At 57.4% G+C, this 23,592-nt stretch carries 22 protein-coding genes; 19 read left to right on the top strand and 3 right to left on the bottom strand.

The genetic code is table 11. The features are described 5' to 3' along the window. Positions 1 to 98: 98 nt before the first annotated feature. Positions 99 to 1,085: a hypothetical protein gene (locus ABEV74_RS15035; protein ID WP_430147085.1), complete on the bottom strand. Its 987-nt coding sequence runs from the start codon at positions 1,083 to 1,085 to the stop codon at positions 99 to 101. Positions 1,086 to 1,761: 676 nt separating this feature from the next. Between ABEV74_RS15035 and ABEV74_RS15040 the strand changes: the two genes are divergently transcribed. From ABEV74_RS15040 to ABEV74_RS15105, 14 genes are all read left to right on the top strand, one after another. Then, positions 1,762 to 3,144, top strand: a complete 1,383-nt coding sequence (locus tag ABEV74_RS15040; protein ID WP_213529092.1) for an ABC transporter substrate-binding protein — start codon at positions 1,762 to 1,764, stop codon at positions 3,142 to 3,144. 90 nt (positions 3,145 to 3,234) lie between these two features. Then, positions 3,235 to 6,120, top strand: a complete 2,886-nt coding sequence (locus ABEV74_RS15045) for an extracellular solute-binding protein (protein WP_430147088.1) — start codon at positions 3,235 to 3,237, stop codon at positions 6,118 to 6,120. Between the two features lie 15 nt (positions 6,121 to 6,135). Next, entirely contained in the window at positions 6,136 to 7,089 is a 954-nt protein-coding gene (locus ABEV74_RS15050) for a carbohydrate ABC transporter permease (protein WP_062494304.1), read from the top strand. Positions 7,090 to 7,091: 2 nt separating this feature from the next. Further along, the gene (locus ABEV74_RS15055) at positions 7,092 to 7,967 is read left to right on the top strand and encodes a carbohydrate ABC transporter permease (RefSeq protein WP_062494302.1); all 876 of its coding nucleotides are present in this window, start codon (positions 7,092 to 7,094) and stop codon (positions 7,965 to 7,967) included. A gap of 31 nt (positions 7,968 to 7,998) precedes the next feature. Next, positions 7,999 to 10,044 carry a YIP1 family protein gene (locus ABEV74_RS15060; protein ID WP_430147151.1) on the top strand — a complete coding sequence of 682 codons (2,046 nt, stop codon included), beginning with the start codon at positions 7,999 to 8,001 and terminating at the stop codon, positions 10,042 to 10,044. A 6-nt stretch (positions 10,045 to 10,050) separates the two neighbouring features. Then, positions 10,051 to 12,600 (top strand): DUF5696 domain-containing protein, encoded by a 2,550-nt coding sequence (locus tag ABEV74_RS15065; protein ID WP_430147091.1) that lies wholly within the window; start codon positions 10,051 to 10,053, stop codon positions 12,598 to 12,600. A gap of 6 nt (positions 12,601 to 12,606) precedes the next feature. Further along, a complete protein-coding gene (locus tag ABEV74_RS15070; protein ID WP_430147093.1) occupies positions 12,607 to 13,509 on the top strand; it encodes a carbohydrate ABC transporter permease in 903 nt (300 codons plus the stop codon). A 14-nt stretch (positions 13,510 to 13,523) separates the two neighbouring features. Then, positions 13,524 to 14,495, top strand: coding sequence for a carbohydrate ABC transporter permease (locus ABEV74_RS15075; RefSeq protein WP_430147096.1), 972 nt, complete (start codon positions 13,524 to 13,526; stop codon positions 14,493 to 14,495). Between the two features lie 23 nt (positions 14,496 to 14,518). Continuing rightward, positions 14,519 to 15,904 carry an N-acyl-D-glucosamine 2-epimerase gene (locus tag ABEV74_RS15080; protein WP_430147098.1) on the top strand — a complete coding sequence of 462 codons (1,386 nt, stop codon included), beginning with the start codon at positions 14,519 to 14,521 and terminating at the stop codon, positions 15,902 to 15,904. A gap of 42 nt (positions 15,905 to 15,946) precedes the next feature. Further along, positions 15,947 to 16,759, top strand: coding sequence for an MBL fold metallo-hydrolase (locus ABEV74_RS15085; RefSeq protein WP_430147100.1), 813 nt, complete (start codon positions 15,947 to 15,949; stop codon positions 16,757 to 16,759). A 48-nt stretch (positions 16,760 to 16,807) separates the two neighbouring features. Then, on the top strand, positions 16,808 to 16,945 hold the full coding sequence (locus tag ABEV74_RS15090) for a hypothetical protein (RefSeq protein ID WP_430147101.1): 138 nt from the start codon (positions 16,808 to 16,810) through the stop codon (positions 16,943 to 16,945). 159 nt (positions 16,946 to 17,104) lie between these two features. Next, positions 17,105 to 17,536 (top strand): phage holin family protein, encoded by a 432-nt coding sequence (locus tag ABEV74_RS15095; protein ID WP_430147103.1) that lies wholly within the window; start codon positions 17,105 to 17,107, stop codon positions 17,534 to 17,536. A gap of 76 nt (positions 17,537 to 17,612) precedes the next feature. After that, entirely contained in the window at positions 17,613 to 18,020 is a 408-nt protein-coding gene (locus ABEV74_RS15100) for a YhjD family protein (protein ID WP_430147105.1), read from the top strand. A gap of 129 nt (positions 18,021 to 18,149) precedes the next feature. After that, entirely contained in the window at positions 18,150 to 18,533 is a 384-nt protein-coding gene (locus ABEV74_RS15105) for a cupredoxin domain-containing protein (RefSeq protein WP_213529086.1), read from the top strand. A 61-nt stretch (positions 18,534 to 18,594) separates the two neighbouring features. Here the strand turns inward: ABEV74_RS15105 and ABEV74_RS15110 are convergent, their stop codons facing one another. After that, positions 18,595 to 18,852, bottom strand: a complete 258-nt coding sequence (locus tag ABEV74_RS15110; RefSeq protein WP_430147108.1) for a hypothetical protein — start codon at positions 18,850 to 18,852, stop codon at positions 18,595 to 18,597. A gap of 145 nt (positions 18,853 to 18,997) precedes the next feature. On the opposite strand from ABEV74_RS15110, the gene ABEV74_RS15115 reads away from it, so the two are divergent. From ABEV74_RS15115 to ABEV74_RS15130, 4 genes are all read left to right on the top strand, one after another. Beyond that, positions 18,998 to 19,285: a Dabb family protein gene (locus tag ABEV74_RS15115; protein WP_062494283.1), complete on the top strand. Its 288-nt coding sequence runs from the start codon at positions 18,998 to 19,000 to the stop codon at positions 19,283 to 19,285. A 133-nt stretch (positions 19,286 to 19,418) separates the two neighbouring features. Next, entirely contained in the window at positions 19,419 to 19,847 is a 429-nt protein-coding gene (locus ABEV74_RS15120; protein ID WP_430147111.1) for a DUF86 domain-containing protein, read from the top strand. Positions 19,848 to 20,071: 224 nt separating this feature from the next. Further along, the gene (locus ABEV74_RS15125; RefSeq protein ID WP_430147113.1) at positions 20,072 to 20,572 is read left to right on the top strand and encodes a hypothetical protein; all 501 of its coding nucleotides are present in this window, start codon (positions 20,072 to 20,074) and stop codon (positions 20,570 to 20,572) included. Between the two features lie 2 nt (positions 20,573 to 20,574). Then, on the top strand, positions 20,575 to 21,063 hold the full coding sequence (locus ABEV74_RS15130; RefSeq protein ID WP_430147114.1) for a YtxH domain-containing protein: 489 nt from the start codon (positions 20,575 to 20,577) through the stop codon (positions 21,061 to 21,063). Positions 21,064 to 21,181: 118 nt separating this feature from the next. On the opposite strand, the gene ABEV74_RS15135 is transcribed toward ABEV74_RS15130, so the two are convergent. Beyond that, positions 21,182 to 22,030 carry a helix-turn-helix domain-containing protein gene (locus tag ABEV74_RS15135; protein ID WP_430147116.1) on the bottom strand — a complete coding sequence of 283 codons (849 nt, stop codon included), beginning with the start codon at positions 22,028 to 22,030 and terminating at the stop codon, positions 21,182 to 21,184. A 157-nt stretch (positions 22,031 to 22,187) separates the two neighbouring features. Between ABEV74_RS15135 and melA the strand changes: the two genes are divergently transcribed. Further along, on the top strand, positions 22,188 to 23,486 hold the full coding sequence (gene melA / locus ABEV74_RS15140) for an alpha-glucosidase/alpha-galactosidase (RefSeq protein ID WP_062494274.1): 1,299 nt from the start codon (positions 22,188 to 22,190) through the stop codon (positions 23,484 to 23,486). Positions 23,487 to 23,592 lie beyond the last annotated feature (106 nt).

Raw genomic sequence — 23,592 nt, forward strand, 5'->3', positions numbered from 1 at the left:
AGATAGCGAGAAGAAATGAAGCTAGGTTTCAGGCAAGATTGTCAAAGGGCGGCTCCTTTGTCTTCATAGACAAGGGAGCCGCCCGGCTTATGCGGATATTATTCGATCGGGATGTTGGCGCTGCGGAACGCTTCGACCTTCGCCGTCAGCTTGTAGTTTTCGTCCTTGAGCAGTTTCATGAACTTCTGCAACAAAGTCAAGTATTCGCTTGACGACGGCTTGTTATACTGCAGGACGAGCGTATAGCCTTTTTTGGCGTTCGGCATGATCGTCTTGGTGTTGTAGTCGAACAGCGGCGTATTGCTGAGTCCATAGAACGTAAACAGTTTGTAGCGGTCGAACAGCGTCTTCACCTGGGCTGCCCGGTTGGAATACGGAAATTTCGCGACGAACTGTTCCATGGACAATGTCCGGTTGACAAGCTCCTGATAGCCGATCGTCAGCGCCGCATCCTTGGCGACGGCTTTTTCCGATTCCACGGCCATAATATCGAAGTAAGCCTTAATGTCGGGATTAACATACGCGCCGTATTTCCGGAACTTCGTATAGTCGACGATCGGGAAGAACATCCCTTCGGCCGTTTCCAGCTTGTAGCCGCTTGCGTCCGCCTCTTTCAGCAGCGCGATCAGCTTCCGGTCTTTTGTCCGCTTGATCACGTCGGCAAAATCGTCGCCGAAACGGTACACTTTGAAGATCGCGGTTTGAACGGATGTGGAGTTAAAACGCGCTTCCATAGCCGGCAGCGCCTTTTTGACGGCGTTCTCGAGATGGAGCGTCATCAGCGTCGCCTGGCGTTTGGATACATCGCCGATATGCTTGTTCAAGAAAGCGAACGCTTGCGGCAGTTGGCCCCGCTTCTTCAGCAGCGCATTGTACTGATCGACGATTTTGTCGGCTGCTGTGCTGCTTGCCGCGGCGGTCTGCGCTGCGGCAGAAGCATGGACCGCAGCGCTTCCGGCCGCGGCGGCCGAAAGCCCATCCGCCCGGACGGCCGAAACCGTATAGACCGTTCCGGCGGTCAGCGTCAAAGCGGCGAGCGACGCAGCCGTCCAAATCTTCATTTTTTTCGAACCGTTATGTTTCATTAGCAATCTCCTCCTGTCAACCGGGCGGTTTCGTCCGCCCCTTTCATGAACCGATCTTACCCCCCGCATGTTTCGCAACCATATCGAAATGTTTCCAACTTGCAAACTTTTAAAAAAACTTTTCCCCGAATCTATCTATGGAGTTTTTTTTTATTTTTCATTTTTTAGTGGAATATTTATTTATACTGTGTTAAGATAGCTTCAGAACCTCAGCAGGCGATTGTTAATCGGTTTACATACTGCCTCCATGATAACAAGAGCTTGCAACGACTTCAGACATCCTTGCCATTTAACTTTTAACCTCCAGAATTACCAACCGGTTTCTTCTCGCGATACTTGCTTATGCTTGATTTCTGTCTGTTTTATTTATAATGTATCCGTTTTCCGTTTTAGAAGGCTGCGGGATAAATAAAGGCGCGTGTGAAGCGGCAAAAGATGTGAAATCCGATCTTTTTCGTTGCATCATTTCGCGCATATATTTGTTCATTGAAAGTTAAATTATTCTATTAAATATTTATTATGTAAATTAATTACGCCTAATTTCGTGTTTTTAATTCTGATATAGAACGGTAATTCGACGTTATTTTGTAAGGTTCAACTCTGATAGGGGGTGATTCATCGTCACTTTCACGGTGAAAAGGATTTATCTTCTACAAATCGGAGGGGAAAACGAACCATGAAGCAAATGAAGGTCGTGATGTTGTTTCTGTTGGCGCTTGTTTTGATCGCTGCGCCTGCCTGCAGCAAAACCGAAGAGTCGGAGACGCCTCCCGCTGCGGAACAGACAGGCGAACAGACCGAGGCCGAATCGCAGACGCCTGAAGAGGAAGAGCCGCCGGCGCCCGAAGTGCCAGCCATCGACATGAACGGCTATACCATCAAGATGGTTCACTGGATCGACGGCCCGCAGGAAGGAACGCAGGAAGGCGATCTTGCGGTGGCGAGAGAGAAAGAAATCGAAGAGAAGTACAATGTCAACATCGAATGGGTAAAAGTACCGTGGGGCGAGCCGCCGACGATGATTACGAACGCCGCGCTTGCCGGCGAGCCGGTCGCGGATCTGGTGGCGCTTGATCTGTATCACGCCATTCCGCTGATTCGGCAGGGGCTGCTCCTTCCGGTCGACGATCTGTTCGACATGAACGATCCGAAATGGCCGGTGAACATGAAAGAGAACGGTTCGTTCGAGGGCAAGCAATACGGCTTTACCGACAAGATTACGGGCAGTACCGGACTGTATTACAACAAGACACTGTTCGAGCGCGAAGGCTTGCCCGATCCGCACGATCTGATCGAGCAGGACAAGTGGAACTGGGATTCGTTTCTTGACATTGCCAAGCGGGCGACCAAAGATACGGACGGCGACGGCGTTGTCGACCAATGGGGGATGACGACCTATCTCGGCAACCTGACAAGGCTGCTGGTCTATTCCAATAACGGCAATTACTACGAGCTCAAGGACGGCAAATACGTCTTCTCGCACGACAATCCGAACACGCTGGAAGCGCTCCGCTTCCTGGGCGATCTGTTCAATGTTCACAAGGTCGTGCTGCCGAACACGCACAATTCGTTCGACGACTACACCGAATCGCAAACCGTATTCAGCAGCGGCAAAGCGGCCATGATTAACGGCGAGCTGTGGGAAGGCGCGGAACGCAAAGATATGACCGACGAGCAGGGCTTCGTTTATTTTCCGAAAGGGCCGAAAGCGACGGAATATTCCAATACGATCGAAAACTTCGTGCTCTGGTACATGCCCGCGAATGCGAAGCATCCGAAAGAAACGGCCCAGATCTGGCAGGATCTCGTGCTGTGGGACCGGGTCGAGAACGCGAAACGCGAGGACGCCGAGAAGCAGCGGCTGGCCGACGAGAAGGACGTCGAGCTGATGGTGAAAATTACGGATATCGTGACACCGTTCTTTAATGCGACCGGCGGCGCTGTTGGCGATGCCGCGTGGGGAATCGTCAACAACGGCGAAACGCCGGAAGCGGCGCTGGAACGGGTCAAACAGGTGGCGCAAGATTCGCTCGACCAGAATTTGAACACGAAGCCGTAAACGAACGAGAGGGAACCGCCGCCGGCCGGGGTTCCCTCGCCAGCGTCAAGATGCTTGTCCGAACGAAAGATGTAGGAATGAGGGGTGCGCGTGCACAAGAGGACGAGAAATCAATTGATCGCCGCGGCTGCGGTCGTCCTGATCGCATGGGCTGCAATCGCCTCTCTGCTGCCCGGAAATTCCGCTTCGGGGAACGGACATATACTGGAGCCGGCATCTCCCCGGACGGACGCCGCAACCGGGCTGTCCGCCGAGGCGGAGCAGGACCGGTACGAAGCCTATATGACCCGCCATGCTCAGCAGGCCCGTCCCTCGATCCGCATCGTCATCGAAGCGGAGACGTTCGCCGCGACAGACGGGATGGAAGCCGAAGTGCTGCAGCAGTTCGAGGGCGCGACGGGTCCTGTCGTCCGTACGGCCGAAAGCGGCGCGATCCATTGGGATATCGATGTGCCGGAGGACGGGCTGTACAATATCGGCCTTCGCTATTACCCCGAGCCCGGGAGCAGCTCTCCGATCGAACGGGAGCTGACGATCGACGGACAGCTTCCGTTCGAGGAGGCGGGACGGCTTGTCTTCAGCCGCGTCTGGCGCAATGAAGCGGATACGATCGAGCGGGATGCGCGGGGGAACGAACGGCGGCCCGCGCAGGTCGAGCAGCCGCAATGGCAGGATGTGGTGCTGCGCGATGCGGACGGCTATTACGACGAACCGTTTTTGTTCTATTTGACGAAAGGCAGCCATCGCATCACGCTGCAATCGCTTCGCGAACCGTTGACGGTCGACTATCTCCTCTTGTACCAGGAGGACGCCGTGCCTGCCTATGCCGAGATCAGCGCCGCCTATGCCGAGGCAGGGTTCAAAACGACAAGCGGCGTTATGGTCAAAGTGCAGGGCGAAGATGCGGCGCTCAAATCGAACCCTTCCCTGTATCCGATTAACGACCGGACCAGTCCGGCGACGGAGCCGTATCATGTGTCGAAAATCCGGATGAACGCGATCGGAGGCGTCAACTGGAAAACGCCGGGGCAGTGGCTGGAATGGGAGTTCGACATTCCCGAGGACGGGTTGTATCAGTTCGGCGTGCGGTATATGCAAAACACGGTTCGCGGCGTCAACGTCGTCCGGAAAATGTATATCGACGGCAAAGTGCCGTTCAAGGAAGCGGAAGCGGTGCCGTTCCGCTACGGCGGGGAATGGCAGCTCGGCATGCCCGGGAGCGGCGGCGAGCCTTACCTTTTTGCGCTGACCGAAGGCAAGCATACGGTGCGTCTCGAGCTGACGATGGGCGAACTGTCCGATACGATCCGGATGGTCCGCTCGAGCATTCGGCGGTTAAACGAACTTTATTTGAAAATTGTGATGATTACCGGTTCCGTGCCGGACCCGTACCGCGATTATCAGCTGGATTCGCAAATTCCGGACATGGAGCGAATTTTTCGCGAGGAGAGCGAAGCGCTGAACCGCGCGGCCGACCGGATGGACGAGATGGTCGGCGGCACGAGCAGCAGCACGACCATATTAAGGACGACCGCCTATCAGCTTGCCGATCTCGGCGACCGGTCGGAGACGATCGCCTCCCGGCTCAAACAGTTCAAGGACAACGTCAGCTCGCTCGGAACGTGGCTGCTCAGCGTCAACGAACAGCCGCTGACGATCGACTACCTCTTTTTCAAATCGCCCGACGTGGCAATGCCGCGGGCGAATGCCGGTTTCCTGGGGGAAATGTGGCATGAGACGATGGCCTTTCTGAAATCTTTTACCGAAGACTACAACGCGGTCGACAGCGGCGAGGGCGGCGGTCAGGCCGTAACGGTCTGGATCGGCTCGGGACGCGATCAGGCGCAGCTGCTGCGCTCGATGATCGACAGCATGTTTACGCCCGAGACGGGAATCGAGATCGACTTGCAGCTGGTCAATCCGGCTGTCGTCATGCCGGCTACGCTTGCCGGGAAGGGACCCGACGTCGCGCTCTCGATGCCGGATATTATCAACTTCGCGATGCGGGGTGCGGTGCAGGATTTGACGGCATTCCCGGATTTCGGAGAAGTGCGGAGCCAGTTCATGGACAGCGCCTTCACCGGATTTACGTACCGGAACGGCATCTATGCCTTGCCGGAGACGCAGTCGTTCCCGATGCTCTTTTACCGCAAAGACATTCTGGACAATCTCGGGCTAGAAGTTCCGGACACCTGGGAGGACATGTACCGGATCATTCCCGAGCTGCAGAAAAACAACATGGAGCTGGCGCTTCCTTTCACCATCGTATTCGAAACGATGCTTTATCAGGCGGGAGGCGCTTATTACCAGGGCGACGGCATCGCCACCGATCTGGATTCACCGGTAGGGATCGAGACGTTCCGCAAATGGACGGAGCTTTACACCAACTACAAGCTGCCGCTTGAATTCGATTTTATCAACCGTTTTCGGACCGGGGAAATGCCGATCGGCATTGCGGATTACACGACATACAACTTCCTTAAAATTTTTGCGCCTGAAATTCGCGGGCAATGGGATTTCACGCCGCTTCCGGGCACGAAACAGGCGGACGGAACGATTCGCCGGGATGCGCTGACGACCGCTACGGGCACCGTCATCTTTAACAATTCGAACCGGAAGGAAGCGGCTTGGACGTTTCTGAAATGGTGGACCGGCGCGGAGGCTCAGGCGACATTCGGGCGGGAGATGGAAGCGATTCTGGGCGAATCGGCCCGCTACGCGGCGGCCAACCTGGAAGCGCTCCGGATGCTGCCGTGGTCTTCTCGCGAATACCGGAGCCTGATGGACCAGTTCGAATGGATTCGGGGCAGACCGGCCGTACCGGGCGGTTATTCGCTTGACCGGCATCTGAACAACGCGTTCTATGAAGTTTACAATGACGGCAGCGAGCCAAGGGAAACGCTGGAAAATTACGTCCGGACGATCAACGAAGAGATCACCATCAAACGCAAGGAATTCAATCTGCCGACCAAGTAGAAGGGAGAGGCCCTTATGCCCGTGCTGGAACGAAGGACGAAGGGGGCGGATGCCGTCCGCTTGCTGCCGGTGCGGCTGCGAACGGTCTGGAAGGAGGTTGTGCGGAACCGGTCCATTTATTTGATGCTGGCGCCGTATTTCCTTATATTTTTCACATTTACCGTTCTTCCCGTCGTACTGTCGCTTCTGGTCAGCTTTACGAATTTCAACATGCTGCAATGGCCGGAAGGCGTCGGCTGGAGCAATTACGCCCGCCTGTTCGTCCGCGACGACGTTTTTTTGATCGCGCTGAAAAACACCTTGCTGTTTGCCGCCATTACCGGCCCGATCAGCTACATCGCCTGTTTCGTGCTGGCCTGGATTATTAACGAGCTGTCTCCGAAAATTCGCGCCATTGCAACGCTTGTGTTCTATGCGCCGGCACTGTCCGGCAATGCATTCATCGTATGGACGCTGCTGTTCAGCAGCGATTCTTATGGCTACATCAATGCGTTTCTGATCAAGTGGAGAATCATTCTCGAGCCGATTCTATGGCTGAAAGACCCGAAATACATTATGACGATCATTATTATCGTGCAGCTGTGGCTCAGTCTCGGAACAAGCTTCCTGGCGTTCATCGCCGGCCTGCAGACGATGGACAAGACGTTGTTCGAGGCGGGCGCGATCGACGGCATTCGCAACCGCTGGCAGGAGCTATGGTATATTACGCTTCCGTCGATGCGGCCGATGCTTTTGTTCGGAGCGGTTATTCAAATCACGTCTTCCTTTGCCGTGGCGGAGGTGGCGACGCAGCTGGCCGGGTTCCCGAGCGTCCAGTACGCCGGCCATACGATTGTGACGCATCTGATGGACTACGGTTCCATACGTTACGAGATGGGGTATGCTTCCGCGATTGCGACCGTCCTGTTCGCGCTTATGCTCGGTTCGAACCTGATCGTCCGCAGGCTGCTGTCAAAGGTTGGTGATTGACAATGACATTCCGTTTCAGACTTCGCCGCAAAAAAGTGAGCCGGTCGCTCTACGGCGACATCTCGCTGTTCGTGCTGCTGGCCCTTGTCGGATGCTTCATGGCGATGCCGCTTCTGTTTGTCATCAGCAACGCGTTCAAACCGATAAACGAGATTTTGCAGTTTCCGCCGAAGTTTTTCGTCCGCAACCCGACGCTCGACAATTTCACCGATCTTTATTATTTGCTTCAAGGATCATGGGTTCCGGCCACGCGGTATTTGTTTAATACGATGTTTATCGCCGTCCTCGGCACGGCGGGACACGTCGTCATCGCCTCGCTGGCGGCATATCCGCTGGCCAAGCGGAAGTTTCCGGGGAGAGGCTTTCTGTTCACCGTCGTGGTGCTCTCCCTGATGTTTTCCGCCACGGTTACCCAGATTACCAACTATATGACGATGTCGTGGCTCGGCATGCTGGACACCCATTGGGCCGTTATCGTTCCGGCCATCGGCTCGTCGCTCGGCCTCTATTTAATGAAGCAATTTATGGAGCAGGTGCCGGATGCGCTGATCGAGGCGGCGGAGATCGACGGCTGCAGCGAATTCCGCATTTTCTGGAACATCATCATGCCGGTCGTCAAGCCGGCCTGGCTGACGCTCATCATATTTTCGTTTCAGGGATTGTGGGGCGCGGGCGGCGCGGCCGGTTCCATGTACATTTACAGCGAGCAGCTGAAGACGATCGATTACGCGCTCGGCCAAATATTGGCCGGAGGCATCGTCCGGATCGGCCCGTCGATGGCGGCGCAGCTGCTGCTTCTGCTCGTACCGATCACCATCTTTACGTTGTCGCAGAGCAGCGTCATTCAGACGATGTCCACTTCCGGCATGAAAGATTGAACAGGAAAGGAGAAGCGTAACCGTGAAACGAATGCGATGGCTGCTGCTCCTCCTGTCTTTGGCGGCGATGGCCGAAACGGCGCCGTCGGCGGCAGCCGCTCCCTATCGGGGATACAATTACTCGTTCTGGGGAGACGTCACGCCCGCGCCGAACGCTTACTTGCCGTCCTTCCAGCTCGACGGCGACCGGCTTGGCGCCGGCCCTTTGCAGTCGCCGGAAGATCTGTTCATTACGCCGGCCGGCATGATCTACATCGCGGACACGCGCAACAACCGGATCGTCGTGCTGAACGACGAGTTCAACCTCGTTCGCGTCATCGACAAATTCGACCATAACGGCAAAGAGGATGCGCTGGCCGAGCCGCATGGCGTATTCGTCAAGGACGATTCCCGGCTGTTCGTCGCCGACACGGGCAATGCGCGCATCGTGGAGCTGACGACCGAAGGGGCGTTCGTCCGGGAAATCGGCGCGCCCGATTCGGATGTGCTGCGCAGCAGCCTCCGATATGTGCCGGTGAAGCTGGTCGTCGATTCCGCGAACCGCATGTACGTCGTCAGCAAAGGCGTATTCGACGGCATTATGCAGTTTGATTCCGGCGGCAAATTTACCGGCTTCATCGGAACGAACAAAGTGACCTTCAATCCGATCGACATGTTCTGGCGCCGGCTGATGACAGAAGAGCAGCGGAGCAAGATGGCGCTTAATATTCCGGAAGAGTTCAACAATGTGGATATCGATGCGGAAGGATTTATTTATACCACGACGGCCGAAGGCTTCACCGACGAGCCGGTCAAGCGTCTCAACCCGTCGGGGGTCGATGTGCTGAAGCGGGACGGCTACTTCCCGCCGAAGGGCGACATCTGGATTACGTTCAACGGCACGCGCATCGGGCCGTCCTCGATGATCGCGGTTGCCGTCGATCGAAACGGCATATACAGCATATTGGACGGCAAGCGGGGACGCGTCTTCACCTACGACCGGGACGGCAAGCTGATGTATGCGTTCGGCCAGCTGGGGGAACAGCTTGGCGGCTTCCGCACCCCGTCCGATCTCGCGATGCTGGGCGAGAAGGTCGTCGTGCTGGACAAAGGGATCGGAAGTCTCGTTATCTTCGAGCCGACGCGGTACGGCAGAATGATCCGCAATGCCGTCATCTACACCGACAACGGCGAGGAAGAGAAAGCGGTCGCTGCCTGGAAGGAAGCGCAGAAGCTGAACAGCAATCTCGAAATCGCTTATCTCGGAATCGGCAAGGCGGAGCTGCGTCAGGGCAGCAATCGAGAGGCGATGGACAGCTTCTTCAACGGAATGCACCGCGAATATTACTCCCGCGCGTTCGAGCGCTACCGCAAAGACTGGATGTGGCAGAACTTCAGCTTCATCGCGACCGCTTTGCTCGTAATCGCGGCGCTGCTGCTTGTCGGAAGGCGGCTTGTCCGCCACCGCGCGGGGGAGCCGGGAACGGTCGGTATGGCGTGGTATACCATCTTCCATCCGTTCAAAGGGTTCTGGGATCTGAAATACGAGCGAAAGGGGAAAATCTGGTTCACGCTGGCGCTGCTTGTCCTGCTGTCCGTATTGTTTCTTCTGAAACAGCAGCTGAGCGGATTTATTTTCAACCCGGATGTCACCTTCGAAGCGAGCATTATCGATGAGCTGAAATTTATCGTGCTGCCGTTCTTCCTCTGGTGCATCGCCAACTGGTCGCTGACGACGCTGATGGACGGGGAAGGCAAGTTCGGCGAGATCGTCGTGGCGACCGGTTATGCGCTCGTGCCGATCGTGCTCGCGCAGCCGCTGCTTATCGTCCTGTCCAACGTGATGACGGTGCAGGAAGGCTCCTTCTATTATTTTATCGAATCGGTCGCTTACGGCTGGTTCATCGGCCTGCTGTTCGTCGGGATGATGACCGTGCATCAGTACACGGTCGGGAAGACGATCGTGACGATGCTGCTGACGCTTGTCGTAATCGGCATCTTCGTCTTTCTCGGGCTGCTCGTGTTCAGTCTGGCCCAGCAAATGCTGTCGTTCGGCATGACGATCTACAAGGAAATTTCATTCAGGATCGGGGAGTGATGACGTATGAAACGGCATCTGCCGGCTATCCGCCCTCTTCTGATGCTGCCGGTCATCGTCCTGGCCGCGCTCGCCGCGGGCTGCTCGCCCGAGCCGGCCGATCCCGCGTCCGCGGTGCCTCTCGACGGGAGGCAGGCGGCGGCCGAGGAATCTCGGGACGCCATGCCGGTATCGCCCGATGCGGAGCCGATCCCCGGCATGGAAGCGGTGCTGGAAAGCAAGCAGCTTCGTCTTTATATCAGCCGCACAACGGCCGAAATCGCCGTCCTGCACAAAGCAAGCGGCACGATCTGGCGTTCCAATCCGGAAGACCGGGAGAGCGATTCGCTCGCGACGCCGAATTTGAAGGGGCGGCTCGGCGCGCAGCTCGCGCTGACTTATTTGACGCACAACGGTCAAACGAAGGAATACGACAGCTTCAATGACAGCGTCCGATACAACCAGTTTGAGATCAAGCGCAGCGAGCAGGAAGTGACGGTCACCTTCCAATTCGGCAGCCCGGAGAAAGGGCTGGAATCGATTCCGGCGCAAATGTCGAAAGAGCGCTTCGAAGACAAGCTGCTCAGCGCGCTCGCCGATCAGAAGGACAAGGACGCGGTCATTTCCCGTTTCAAGCTCGACGACAAGGCAGGCGTTTACGTGCGCCGTGAAATCCCGAATTCGGCGGTCAAGCGGCTTGTCGAGCTGTTCGAGAAGGCCGGTTATACGGCGGAGGATTTGGCGATCGATAATGCGGATGCCGCCGGCGGCGAGGGCGCTGCGGCCAATCCGAAATTTACGGTGCCGTTGACATACAGGCTGGACGGCGGGGAACTCGTCGCAACGGTCGACGCTTCGGCCATCGTAGAAGGGACGCCGCCGTTCCGCCTGTATTCGCTCGGCTTGCTGAACAACTTCGGAGCGGCGGGGAAAGCCGATAGCGGCTATATTTTTCTGCCGGACGGTTCCGGGGCGCTGATGGAACTCAACAGCGGGAAAAATTGGGCGCAGCCGATCGTCATTCCGATATACGGCGACGACGGGGCGATAGCCGTTGACGAGAAGATCAGCCAATTCGAGACGAGCCGGATGCCGGTATTCGGCATGCGGAAGAACGGCAGCGCGTTTCTGGCCGTGATCGAGGAGGGAGACGCGATGGCCCGGCTCACCGCCGATATCGCCGGACGCCTTCACGATTACAATACCGTCGGCGCGCAATTTACGCTGCTGCCGCGCGATACGGTGCGGCTGAGCCAGAACGAAGCGATGATCAAAACGCCGAAGAACGGCTACAAGGGGCTGCTGAGCATCCGGTACGCCTTTCTCGAAGGCGAAAACGCCGATTATTCCGGAATGGCTTCCTATTATCGCGGTTATCTGGAAAAGAAGCACGACTTCGTTCCGCTTTCGCCGGAAGGGGATTCGCCGTTCTACGTCGAGCTGGCAGGCGGTGTCCCGAAGCAGCGGTCGTTTCTGGGCGTACCGTACGAAACGCTCGTTCCGCTCAGCACATACCGTCAGGCTGTTGAACTGGTCGAGAAGCTGAATGCCGGGCAAGTACGCAATGTGCGCCTGAAATATTCGGGATGGTTCAACAACGGGGTGCGGCATCAATTTCCGGACGATATCAAGCGCGACGGAAAGCTGGGTTCGCAGCAAGAGTGGGAGGCGCTGGCGAACCGGCTCAAGGAAGGCGGAGGAGCGCTGTATCCGGACGTCGCGTTTATGCGGGTGTACCGTTCCGGCAACGGCTTCAGGCCGTCGGCCGACGCGGCGCAGCTCATTTCCCGAAGATTCGTGAAAGTTTATGAGTTTTTGGAAGCGACCTATCAGAAAGATTACAGGCGATTCTCCCATTATTTGCTCTCCCCTTCCGCTTTGGGAGATACCGTTGCTAGGTTTTTGGACGATTACGGCAAGTACAACCCGGGAACGCTGTCGCTCCGCGATTTGGGCGGCGAGCTGTATTCCGATTTCCGCCTGAGAGGCGAAGTGCTGCGCGAGGAGGCCAAACGGATCGTCGTCCGCGAGGCGGCCCGTATTCGCGAGGCGGCGCCCGATCTGATGATCAGCGGAGGCAACGCTTATCTGCTCCCGTACGTCCGGCACGTGCTTGACGTTCCGTTAACGGGCAGCGGCTACAAGCTCGCCATGGAATCGGTGCCGTTCTACCAGATGGTGCTGCACGGGTATATCGATTACGCGGGCAAGCCGTACAATTTGGCGGAAGACCAGGATACGCGCATCAATGTGCTGAAGTCGCTGGAAACCGGATCGTCCGTTTATTACAGCTGGATCCTGGAAGATCCGGCCATTCTGAAAAATACGCGGTACAACGATTTGTACGCCCATAACGGCGAAATGTGGCTGGACGAGGCGGTAGAAGCGTACAGGGAGGTAAACGGCGTGCTGAAGAAGGTGCGGGGCAAGCCGATCGTCCGGCACGAGAAGCTGGCGAAAGGCGTATTTCGCACGACATACGGCGGCGGGTTGAAAGTAACGGTCAACTACAACGGCAAATCGGCCAACGCGGACGGCGCCGTCATCGGGCCGCGCGATTACGTGGTGGAGGAGTGAGGCGTCATGATCAAACCGAAGCCGTTGACCCTTGAACGTAAAAAAGCGCTGTTCGGCTTCCTGTTCGTCGCCCCCTGGCTGATCGGTTTCCTGCTGCTGATGGCCGTTCCGTTCTACCGCTCGCTCCGCTTCAGCCTGAGCAAGCTGACCATCGATAGCGACGGCTATTCGCTGGAGTGGGTCGGGCTTCGGAACTACCGGTACATTTTTATGCAGGATGCCTGGTTTGTCCGGGTGCTGACGGATGCCGTCGTCACGATGGCGACCAATCTTCCGCTCATTATTTTTTTCAGTCTGTTCACGGCAACGCTGCTGTCGCAGAAATTCAGGGGACGAATGCTGGCCCGGGCGATCATCTTCCTGCCGGTCGTGCTGGCGTCGGGCATTATCGCGCAGCTGGACAGCGGAAATTATTTGGCCCAAATTATCGGTCAGGTCGGCCAGGACATGGAAAGCAACTACTCGGGCCTGCGCAGCATCGAGCTGAGGCCGCTTCTGCTGGAAGCGGGGATGAGCCGGGATGTGGTCGATTATTTGAGCGGCGCGGTCGATCGCATTTACCAGATCATTACGCTTTCGGGCGTGCAAATTCTGATCTTCCTGGCCGGTCTGCAGTCGATTTCGCCTTCCTTGTACGAAGCGGCCAAAATCGAGGGGGCGACAGGCTACGAAGCGTTCTGGAAAATTACGTTTCCGATGATTACGCCGCTCATTCTGACGAACACCATTTATACCATTATCGATTCGTTCTATAACAACGGCGTGACCGGCATGATCCAGGACGCGGCTTTCGTGCAGCTGAATTTCGGGGTCAGCTCGGCGATGTCCTGGGCCTATTTCATCACCATTTCCATTATATTGTCGGTCTCGGCCTATTTGATTACCAGACGCGTTCATTACAACGATTAGGGGAGGGGTGGCCTTTGAAAGCCGAAATAGGTCGCGCGGCGGCCGCTCTTGCCGCCTGGAACCGCCATTACAACCCGGTGGAAAAAACGAAGACCTGGCTGTGGATCATGGTCCGGTCCGTCCTGCTTTTCGGTATCAGCTTCATCATTTTGTACCCGATTATGACCAAAATCTCGATCGCCTTCAAAAGCAGCGAAGATTTGTTCGACTCGACCGTCGTCTGGATTCCGAGAAACGTTACGCTGGATAACGTGAAGCGGGTCATGGAATATCTGGATTACTACACAGCCGTTACCAATACGCTGCTGCTCAGCGTCAGCGTCGCGGTTCTCCAGCTCGTTTCATGCGCGCTCGCCGGCTACGGATTCGCGCGATTGAAATTTTGGGGCAGCGGCGTTCTGTTCGCGCTCGTCGTTTTTACGATCGTCATTCCGCCGCAGACGATTATGGTGCCGACGTACCTGCATTACCGCTTTTTCGATGTGTTCGGCATTTACGGGCTGTTCACCGGTTCGAAAGGCGTCAATCTGCTGGAATCGTATTGGCCGTTCTTTATTTCGTCGGCGCTGGCCATGGGGTTGAAAAACGGCTTGTACATCTTTATTTTCCGGCAGTTTTTCCGGGCGTTGCCGAAGGAGCTGGAGGAAGCCGCTTATGTGGACGGGGCGGGCGTGCTCAAGACGTTCGTCCGCGTCATGCTGCCGAATGCGACGCCGTCGATCGTGACGGTGCTGCTGTTCTCGTTCATCTGGCAGTGGAACGACAGCTATTTCGTCAACCTGTTCACGCCGCATGCGACGCTGCTGTCCCGCACGCTCGCCCTGCTGCCGGGCATCGTACGCCCTGAATACGTCGGGGGAGTCGCGCATACGTCGCTTTACTTGAACACCGGCACGCTGATGGCGATACTGCCGATTTTCGTCCTGTATCTGTTCGCGCAAAAATATTTTGTGGAAAGCGTCGAACGGACGGGCGTCGTCGGCTGACGGAAGGAGGCTGCGAAGAAGCAATGGCCAAGGCGGAAGCGATTTACGGCCCGAGCATCCAGGTCGATCCGACCTTTCCCTATTATTTGAACCGGACGGCCGACAGCATTGCCGAGGAGATCGAGCTGGCCGGCTACCGGATCGTCCATTATTTCGTCGTCAACGAGAACCGGGTGGACGGCGAACTGATCGACGCGTTTCGCCGGCGGGGGATGGCCGTATGGGCGATGACGCTCGGCAACGGCACGTATTCGACGGAACGCTTCCCGGCGGAATGGCCGAGTTGGCGGATGGAGCTGCTGAAGGAGCCGGAGGACGGCTACGTCCGGCTGTCGCCGTTCAGCGACGGGTACGTGACATGGAAGAAGGAGGCGCTGGCCAGCCTCGTTTGCGACTATCCGTTCGACGGCATCGAGATCGCCGAGCCGTACTTTCCCGAGTGGGACGGCATCCGGCGCGGCGTATACGGAGACGTCGGCCCGCTGGCAAGGCGGGCGTTCCGGGAACGGTACGGGCGGGAAATGCCGGATTTCCGCGATCCCGCCCGGCCGGACTATTATTTGAACGACCCCGACACGTACCAGGCATGGGTCGAGTTTCGCGTCGAAGCGGTGAACGGCTTCCTTGACGAGCTGATCAACGGCGCCGGCGGCGTCCGGGCCGTAAGACCGGACATTCTGGTGGCGACCTGGTCGCTCGCCGTCGACGCCGGAGCGGATGCGGCCGACCGGCTGCGGGAGATGCAGGGGCTGGACGCGGCGGCGATGATCGGCCGCGTGCGGCCGGACATCCATTACTTGCAGACGCATTGGCCGGACTGGATACGCGGCGATCTGCCGCCGGACTATGTGACCCGGTACAAAAATTTCGTCGACCGCATCCGCTACTTCCATCCCCGCATCCCGCTCGCCGTGCAGGCCGACATCGGTTCGGCGCGCGGCATGGTGAAGGGCGGGGAATGGCTTGACGCCTTCCGCCGGACGGTCCGCGCCTGCGGATTCGCCTCCTGGACCGCGTACGAGTACCATATCGGCGGCTATATGTACGAACGTCCGCCGGTGCCGCTGCGGGCGGTGCGGAAGTCCGACGGCACGGTGACCGTCAGCTTCAGCAAGCGGATAGACGCGGCGACCGGAAGCGATATACGGCGCTACAAGCTGCGGACGGCGGACGGCCTTCGCCCCGTGGAAGCGAAATGGACGCGGGCTTCGGTCGACGGCAACCGGGTGAAGCTATGGGCCGATTCGCTGCCGGAGGAGCCGTTCGTGCTGGAAATCGGCGGAGTGGCGGATACGCCGGAGCTGATGCTGTACCCGCCGGACAAGGCGCTCGAAGTCGCTCCTGGCAGCTGCATCGGCGTGTCGGACCCGGAAGCGGCGGAACTCGGAAGCGGCGGAATGACCGGATAAGTGAGGGAATAAGCGGATTGGCAATCGATCGGAGGCGATAGCATGATCGTCCATTTTCTCGGCACCGCGGCTGCGGAAGGGTTTCCCGGCGTATTTTGCCGCTGCGAGCACTGCGGCAAAGCCCGCACGCTCGGAGGGCGGAACATCCGGACGCGCAGCTCGGCCATCATCGACGGAACGCTCAAAATCGATTTTCCCCCGGATACGTATATGCACGTATTGCGTGACGGTCTCGATCTCGGCCTTGTGCGCGACCTGTTCATTACGCATACGCATGCCGACCATCTGCTGGCATCGGAGCTGGCGATGCGCCTTCCCGTCTTCGCCCACGGCCTGGACGGACCGCTGCGCGTCTATGGCCATGATGCGGCCGTCCGTGTCTGCCGCGGCGCGCTCGGACGGCCGGACAGCGAGCGTCTGCAGCTTCGCCGCATCGCGCTGTTCGAGACGGCGGATACGGGCGAGGCGCGAGTGACGGCGCTGCCGGCCAACCACGATCCCGACGAAACGTGCCTGCTGTTCTGGATCGAGAAAGGCGGGCGCACCGTCTTCTACGGTCATGACACCGGCTTGCTGCCGGCGGAGACGTGGGCATGGATGGCGGGGCGGAAAGCCGATCTCGTCATATTGGATTGCACGAACGGCAATTTGCCGTTTACCGGCAGCCATCTGAACGTCGAGGCGGCCATCGGTATCCGGGACCGGATGAGAGCCGAAGGGATGCTCGCTCCGGCCGCGCGCGTCGTCGTCACCCATTTTTCCCATAACATCGGACTCATGCATGACGATTTGACGGCTATCTTCGAGCCCGAGGGCATCATCGTCGCCTACGACGGGATGAAGCTGGAGCTGTGAGAAAGGAGCGGCCGGAACAACGATGATCATGGGGAGGGAGAGGGCGGCATGCTTTCGGACAAGAGCGGCGAGACATTCGCTTCGGCGGGGCGGTTAAGGCTGACGGGAACGTTTCTGCAGCCATATTTGGGAGCCGTCTGGACGAAGCCGGCGCTGCGGACTATGGCCAAGGTAACAACGAAGTGAATAAATGCCGATCGACCGCCGGACCGGGGCTCATAAGCCGAACCCTGGGACCGGCGGCCGTCGTTCAACGACGCTGTCGTTCGCTGCATGAAAGTACGGACAACCTTCTCCCGTGCTGCATATCATATTGTATGTTTCGGGAATAAGGAGAGATGGGGAATGCAGCAGCTTACGGTCAGCGGGATTTGCGCGTTGGTTGGCTCGATCATTACGTTTTCATTCGGCGTATGGCCGGAGACGCTTACATTTTTGCTGGTGGCGATGGGGGTCGATTACGTGACGGGAATCGCCGCCTCTCTCAAGGAAAAGAAAGGTCTCAGCAGCTTGACGGGAGCGTGGGGACTGGCCCGCAAAGGGCTGACATTGCTGGTGATCATGCTCACCCATCGCATCGATGTGCTGCTGGGAACCGAAGGGATGGCGATGGGCGCCGCCATCTACTTCTATATTGCGAACGAATTGATCTCGATTGTGGAAAATTACGGTCGGCTCGGCCTTCCGCTGCCCGATTCGCTGCGCAGGTCGATTGCGCTGCTGAAGGACCGCACGGACGATGACGACGACACCCCCTCGACAGATCGGCGGCCGTAATCCGCCGCTTGCATAAACGAGATGCTTTCCGATATAATAAGAACAAATGTTCGATTTGTTTGAAGGGGTGGCAATCATGGCCGTGATCAACGATACCCGTCCGTCCGCTGCCGCAGCGCAGCCGAATCCCCGCGTGCCGCTCCATACCGAGGAAGAGATGGATCAGGTCAAACGGTACGTGCTGCTCGGCGTTACGTTGCGCATACTGGATCACGACATTCGCGCCGTCGCCGCCTCCGGCATGAAGCTGCCGCGCTTGTACGAGTCGATGCTGCGGGGCGTGCAGGACCGGGTGCTGCTGGAGATGGCCGCGATCCGCCGGCAATTTCGCAGCCGGGGGATCAAGATTTACGAGGAGCGCCGGGAGTCGGACGGTTTGTCCGCGCAGTATATATGCCGAGGCTATCACCACCGTTTTTTCATGCTTTGGACGTTCGTAAAAGCGGAGTCCGAGCGGCTGCTGCGGAGCTATTTGGCGCATTGAAAAAGTTCATCGATTTGTCAAAAAGACAAAAAAACTTTCCTCTTTTCCCCTGTTTATGGTTGAGAACGCTTGAGGAAGTTGGGTATTATAAGAGTTAGACATTTCGATGACAAAGGGGATTACGTTGTTATGCAAAAATGGATCATGTTTGTCGTATTCATATTTGCCTCGCTGCTCAGTGTTTATCTCATCATCTTCTCTCTTCCGGAGAAGCCGAAGGATGAGACCGAAGGGCTGCCGGAAGGCGTTACGCTGATGAAAGTGGTCGCTTCCAACGACTTCGTGTTCGACAAGCCGGAGTACCGCGTCAAAGCAGGCGAAACGGTACGGCTTGTACTGCAGAACAAGAGCGGCATTCACGGCATTGAAATCGCCGAGTTCGGCATCAATTTGCAGGGAGACAAGTTGCAGCAGGACGTCACGTTCGACAAGCCCGGCACTTACGAAATCAAATGCAGCGTCGCATGCGGCATAGGACATGATACGATGAAATCCGTTCTTGTTGTCGAATAAATACGAAGGAGCCCGCCCGGGGCTCCTTTCTTCATGATGCGGAGCGGCCGGCTGTCTGCTGTCAGCTCTCGCTCCGTCTTCTGTGCCGTTCGCGATTAATGAGAACGTCCGCAATATATCCGATCAAAGCCCAGCTTAGCACGGTAAGGATATACATCAGCACGACGCTGACCCGGTGCACGTCGACGAACAGGTCGACAAGCCACGCCGGAATGCTGAACATGAAAAAAATAAAGTTGTGTGGATCGTAGCCTGTCGCGTTGAACAGGCATAACGCCACGCCGAACAGCGACGCGGCAATGGTAACCGGATACCGCATTCGATCAAGTCCCCTTCTGGTCCAGTGCCGATGATCACGGGGCGGCAATTCGGCCGCAGGCCGGTTGCCGAAAGCCATCCGCATGAGTTATTATGTGACAAAAGGATGCTTGTCATGCGACAGATAAAAGGAGAGGTAACAACAGATGGTTAAGCATATCGTGCTGTTCAAATTGAAAGACGGCAGTCCGGAAAATGTCGAGCGGACGGCCCAGGTGCTGAGGGATATGGAAGGCCGGATACCGGAACTGAAATCGATCGAAGTGGGCATCGACGTGCTGCACAGCGACAGGTCGTACCATATCGCGCTGACGACGACGTTCGATTCGCTGGAGGCGCTTCAGGCGTACCAGGTGCATCCCGTGCATCAGAAGGTGATCGAGCATATGTCCCGGGTGCGCGAAGCATCCGTCAGCGTCGACTACATCATTTAGGAGCGTTCTTTCATGCGAGATGTGTATGAGATGCTGACTTATCTGCTCGTTATCATATTGAGCAGCATCATTATGGTCTATGCGCTGAAGCGCAAAGCAAGGAAGAAGCAAAATAAAGGCGGGCAATAACGATATGTACTATGTGAACCGGGAACAAATCGAGAAACGGCTGCAAGCGATTCCCGAGCTTGCCCGGGCCGTCGAGCAGCTGCAGGCCGGCTGGCAGGGCAGCTTGCTGGAAGGACTGGCCCAGGAGCGCGCGCTGCACCTGGCAATCGAAACGGTAACCGACGTCGGAAGCTTCCTGATCGACGGATTTTTGATGCGCGACGCGAGCAGTTACGAGGATATCGTCGAAATAATCGGCGGCGAGGGCGTCATACCGCCGTCGCTGCATGAGCCGCTTGTGGAGCTTGTCCGGCTGCGCCGGCCGCTCGTGCAGCAATATTATGAATGGCCGCGCGTCGAGCTTCACCCGCTGACGCCTCGGCTGGCGCAGCTGATGCGCGATTTTGCGGCGGCGGTGCAAGACTACTTGCGCAGCGATCTTGGCGGCATGTAGTCTGGCCGTCCTGCCGACGCGCCAGAAGCGGATTTTCCCCGGATTTATCGCGATTTGATTTATGAAAAAGAGACCGCATTGCTCAAAGCAAAGAGCCAAGCGGTCTCTTTTTTTTGCCGTTTGACGCCTCGACATTGTGTCAAGACGAGCCCAATCTGCTTATAATGGCAATACGAATTGGGCATTCGCCCGGTTTGCCGGAGCGAAAGGAGGCGCAATCAGGCATGATTGTCACATGGAGCGTCGCAGCCGCGTCCGCCGCTTTCATCGCCTTGGCGGCCGGCAGTCTCATTTTTCTTCGCGCCATGCTGCATCGGATATCGAGAATGCAGGCGGCGGCGGAAACGATGGAACGCGAGCTTCAGGCGCTCGCGGCGGACGTCCGGGGAGCCGTCGTGCCGGCCGGCCAGACGTTCGCGGCAGTGAAACAGCAGATCGAACGAACGGCGAAGCTGTTCGAGGCGGTGGAACGGTTCGGCGACTCGGCGAATCAAGTGGCGGGGGCCGTTCACCGCGTATCATCCGTGCTCGCGGACTCTGCGGCCCGACATGCGGAACGGGCGGCCGGCCAATACCGCGAAGCGATCGGAAACGCGATGGATTGGGCGGAGCTCGGCTTGACGGCCTGGCAGCTGTTGCAAGCGCAGCGCGAGTCGGCCGGAATGCGTTCCCGGGTATCGCAAAGGCGGGGCGAAGGGCACGATAAGAACGAAAGGAGCGTATAACGATGGCAAAACGAAATCAATCGAAAAGCTTCTGGATCGGCGCATTGGCAGGGAGTCTGGTCGGATCGGTAACGGCGCTGCTGCTGGCGCCGAAGAGCGGCAAGGAGCTGCGCAAAGATATAGCCGAAGGAGGGCGGGCGGTGGGCGAAACCTCTTCCCGCATCGTCGGCCAGGTGTGCGAAACGACGGGGCGCATTTCCCGTCAAGTAAGCGGCCAGACTGCGCAGTTGACCAACAAGGCGAAGCAGACGGCAAGCCAGGTCATCTCGCAGGTTAAAAGCTGGCGTGGCGAAGGCGTCGTCTCTACGTCGAACGTTCCGGCTTCCGCTTTGACGGATACGGCTGACGAACTGACAGAGGCGTCCGACGAACTGACAGAGGCGTCCGACGAATTGACAGAGGCGTCCGACGAACTGACGGCGGTGCCGGCAGAAGAGGAGCTTCGGGAGACGTTGGATAAGGCCGAGCGGGAGCAAAATAAAGAGCTGTAAACGATCCGCTGATTGGCGAAGAACGAGGCGGCAGCCGCGCGGTATGCGGCTGCCGCCTTGAACTGCCGGTACCGTCTCCCGCCTCTTGGCGGCGCGCTGCGGCGCCCCGGTCAGCCCGCTACCGGCGAAGCGCGGAACGGTAAGCCGTAGGGGAAAGGCCGTACCGTTTGCGGAACATTTTGGAAAAATAAAGCGCGTCGCCGATGCCGACGGAAGCGGCCACTTGTTCGATCGTCAGCCGGCTCTCCAAGAGCTCCTTAGCCCGTTCCATCCGGATATGCTGCAAATATTGCATCGGTGACATGCCGGTATGCCGTTTGAACATTTTCGACAGATGCGTGCGGTGATAGCCGAGCGCCTTGGACATCTGATCGATCGATATCGGTTCGGCGAACTGCACCGTCAGCCACCGGACGGCCTGGCCGATTTGCCGTTCCATATCGGAGGCCGGCTTGGAAGGATTGGGCAGCCGTTCGGCATTGGCTTCGCCAAGCTGCTTGAGCAGCAGCCGAAACAGTCCGCCCGCTTCCAGATCGGCAAGCGCCTCCTGCCGCTCCTTCAGCAAATAAAGGCGTATTCGCTGATAGATCCGGATTAGGCGGCTGTAGTTGGCGGAATGAATGATCGGATGATCGGGCGTAACGCCGATGGAGGACAGAATCCGCTCCGCGCCTTCTCCCTTGAACGCGACCCAATGGTACTGCCACGGATTGCGGTCGTCCGCCTGGTAGCTGACCACCTCATCGGGATAAATGAAGAACGTGTCCCCGGACCTACATGTATACGCTTTATCCTTCATTTCGAAGTGTCCTTGCCCCGCGGTAACGGTATGGACCAAAAAATAACCGTGCAAGGTGGGGCCGATTTTGTGGGAGGGAAGCGGCTGCCCCTGGCCGCAGAACATAACGGTCAATTCCTTGTCCGCCTGGGAGGGGTTGATGCCTACCGAGATCATATAATGATTCATCGGGCAATCCGACCTTTCCGTTTCCTTTCTTACCGCTAGCGTAACCCGAAAAACTACAAATGTCCATATAAAAGTGATAAACGTCCATATCGTTTCGGCAGCCTCTCGGCTATATTCGAGAAGAACGGATATTTACATTTTCAGGAGGTCTCGGAACATGCCGAAAATTACATTCCTTGGCGCAGGCAGCACCGTCTTCGCGAAAAACGTGCTTGGCGACTGCATGCTGACGCCGGCGCTGCAAGATTTTGAACTGGCGTTGTACGATATCGACGCCGAGCGGCTGCGCGATTCCGAAAACATGCTGAACAATCTGAAGCATACGACGGGCAGCGGCTGCCGGATCCGCGCCTACAGCGACCGCAAGGAAGCGCTCCGCGGCGCGTCCTACGTCATCAATGCCATCCAGGTCGGCGGCTACGATCCGTGCACGATTACCGACTTTGAAGTGCCGAAAAAATACGGCCTCCGGCAAACGATTGCGGATACGGTCGGGATCGGCGGCATTTTCCGCAATCTGCGCACGATTCCGGTGCTCGAGGAATTCGCCCGCGATATGCATGAAGTATGTCCGGACGCGTGGTTCCTGAACTACACCAATCCGATGGCCGTGCTGACCAACTATATGAATACATACGGCGGCATCAAGACGGTCGGTCTTTGCCACAGCGTGCAAGCCTGCGTGCCGGGGCTGTTCCGCAGTCTCGGGATGGACGACAAAGGCGTCAAGACGAAGATCGCCGGCATCAACCATATGGCATGGCTGCTCGAAGTGACGAAGGACGGCGAGGATCTGTATCCGGAGATCAAGCGCCGGGCCGCAGAAAAGCAGAAAGAGAAGCACCATGATATGGTCCGTTTCGAGCTGATGCTCAAATTCGGTTATTATGTCACCGAATCGTCCGAGCATAACGCCGAGTACCATCCGTATTTTATCAAGAAGAACTATCCGGAACTGATCGACCGATTCAATATTCCGCTCGACGAATATCCGCGCCGCTGCATCAACCAGATCGAGGGCTGGAAGAAAATGCGCAGTCAATTGGTGGACAACAAGGATTTGACCCATACCCGCTCGCACGAATACGCCTCGTACATGCTCGAGGCGATGGAGACGAATGTGCCGTTCAAAATCGGCGGCAACGTCATGAATACCGGCCTCATTACGAATTTGCCGAAGGAAGCGTGCGTCGAAGTGCCTTGTCTCGTCGACCGCAGCGGCGTCACCCCGACGTATGTCGGCGATTTGCCGCCGCAGCTGGCGGCGCTTAACCGGACGAATATCAATACCCAGCTGCTGACGCTGGAGGCGGCCGTTACGAAGCGCAAAGAGCATATTTACCACGCCGCGTTGTTGGATCCGCATACGGCAGCGGAGCTGTCGATTGACGATATTATTTCGCTGTGCGACGATCTGATCGAGGCGCATGGCGACTGGCTGCCCAAGTTCCATTAAGCGCGCCGCCCTCGCCCGGCCGTTGTCTTTCACGGAAGACGCGGCCGGGCGCTTTTCTTGAACGGCAGGCTGATATGCGTTATGATGAAGGTACGTTTTGCCCTAT

Source organism: Paenibacillus cisolokensis (genome assembly GCF_050481165.1).
GTDB classification, from domain to species: Bacteria; Bacillota; Bacilli; order Paenibacillales; family Paenibacillaceae; genus Paenibacillus_AH; species Paenibacillus_AH cisolokensis.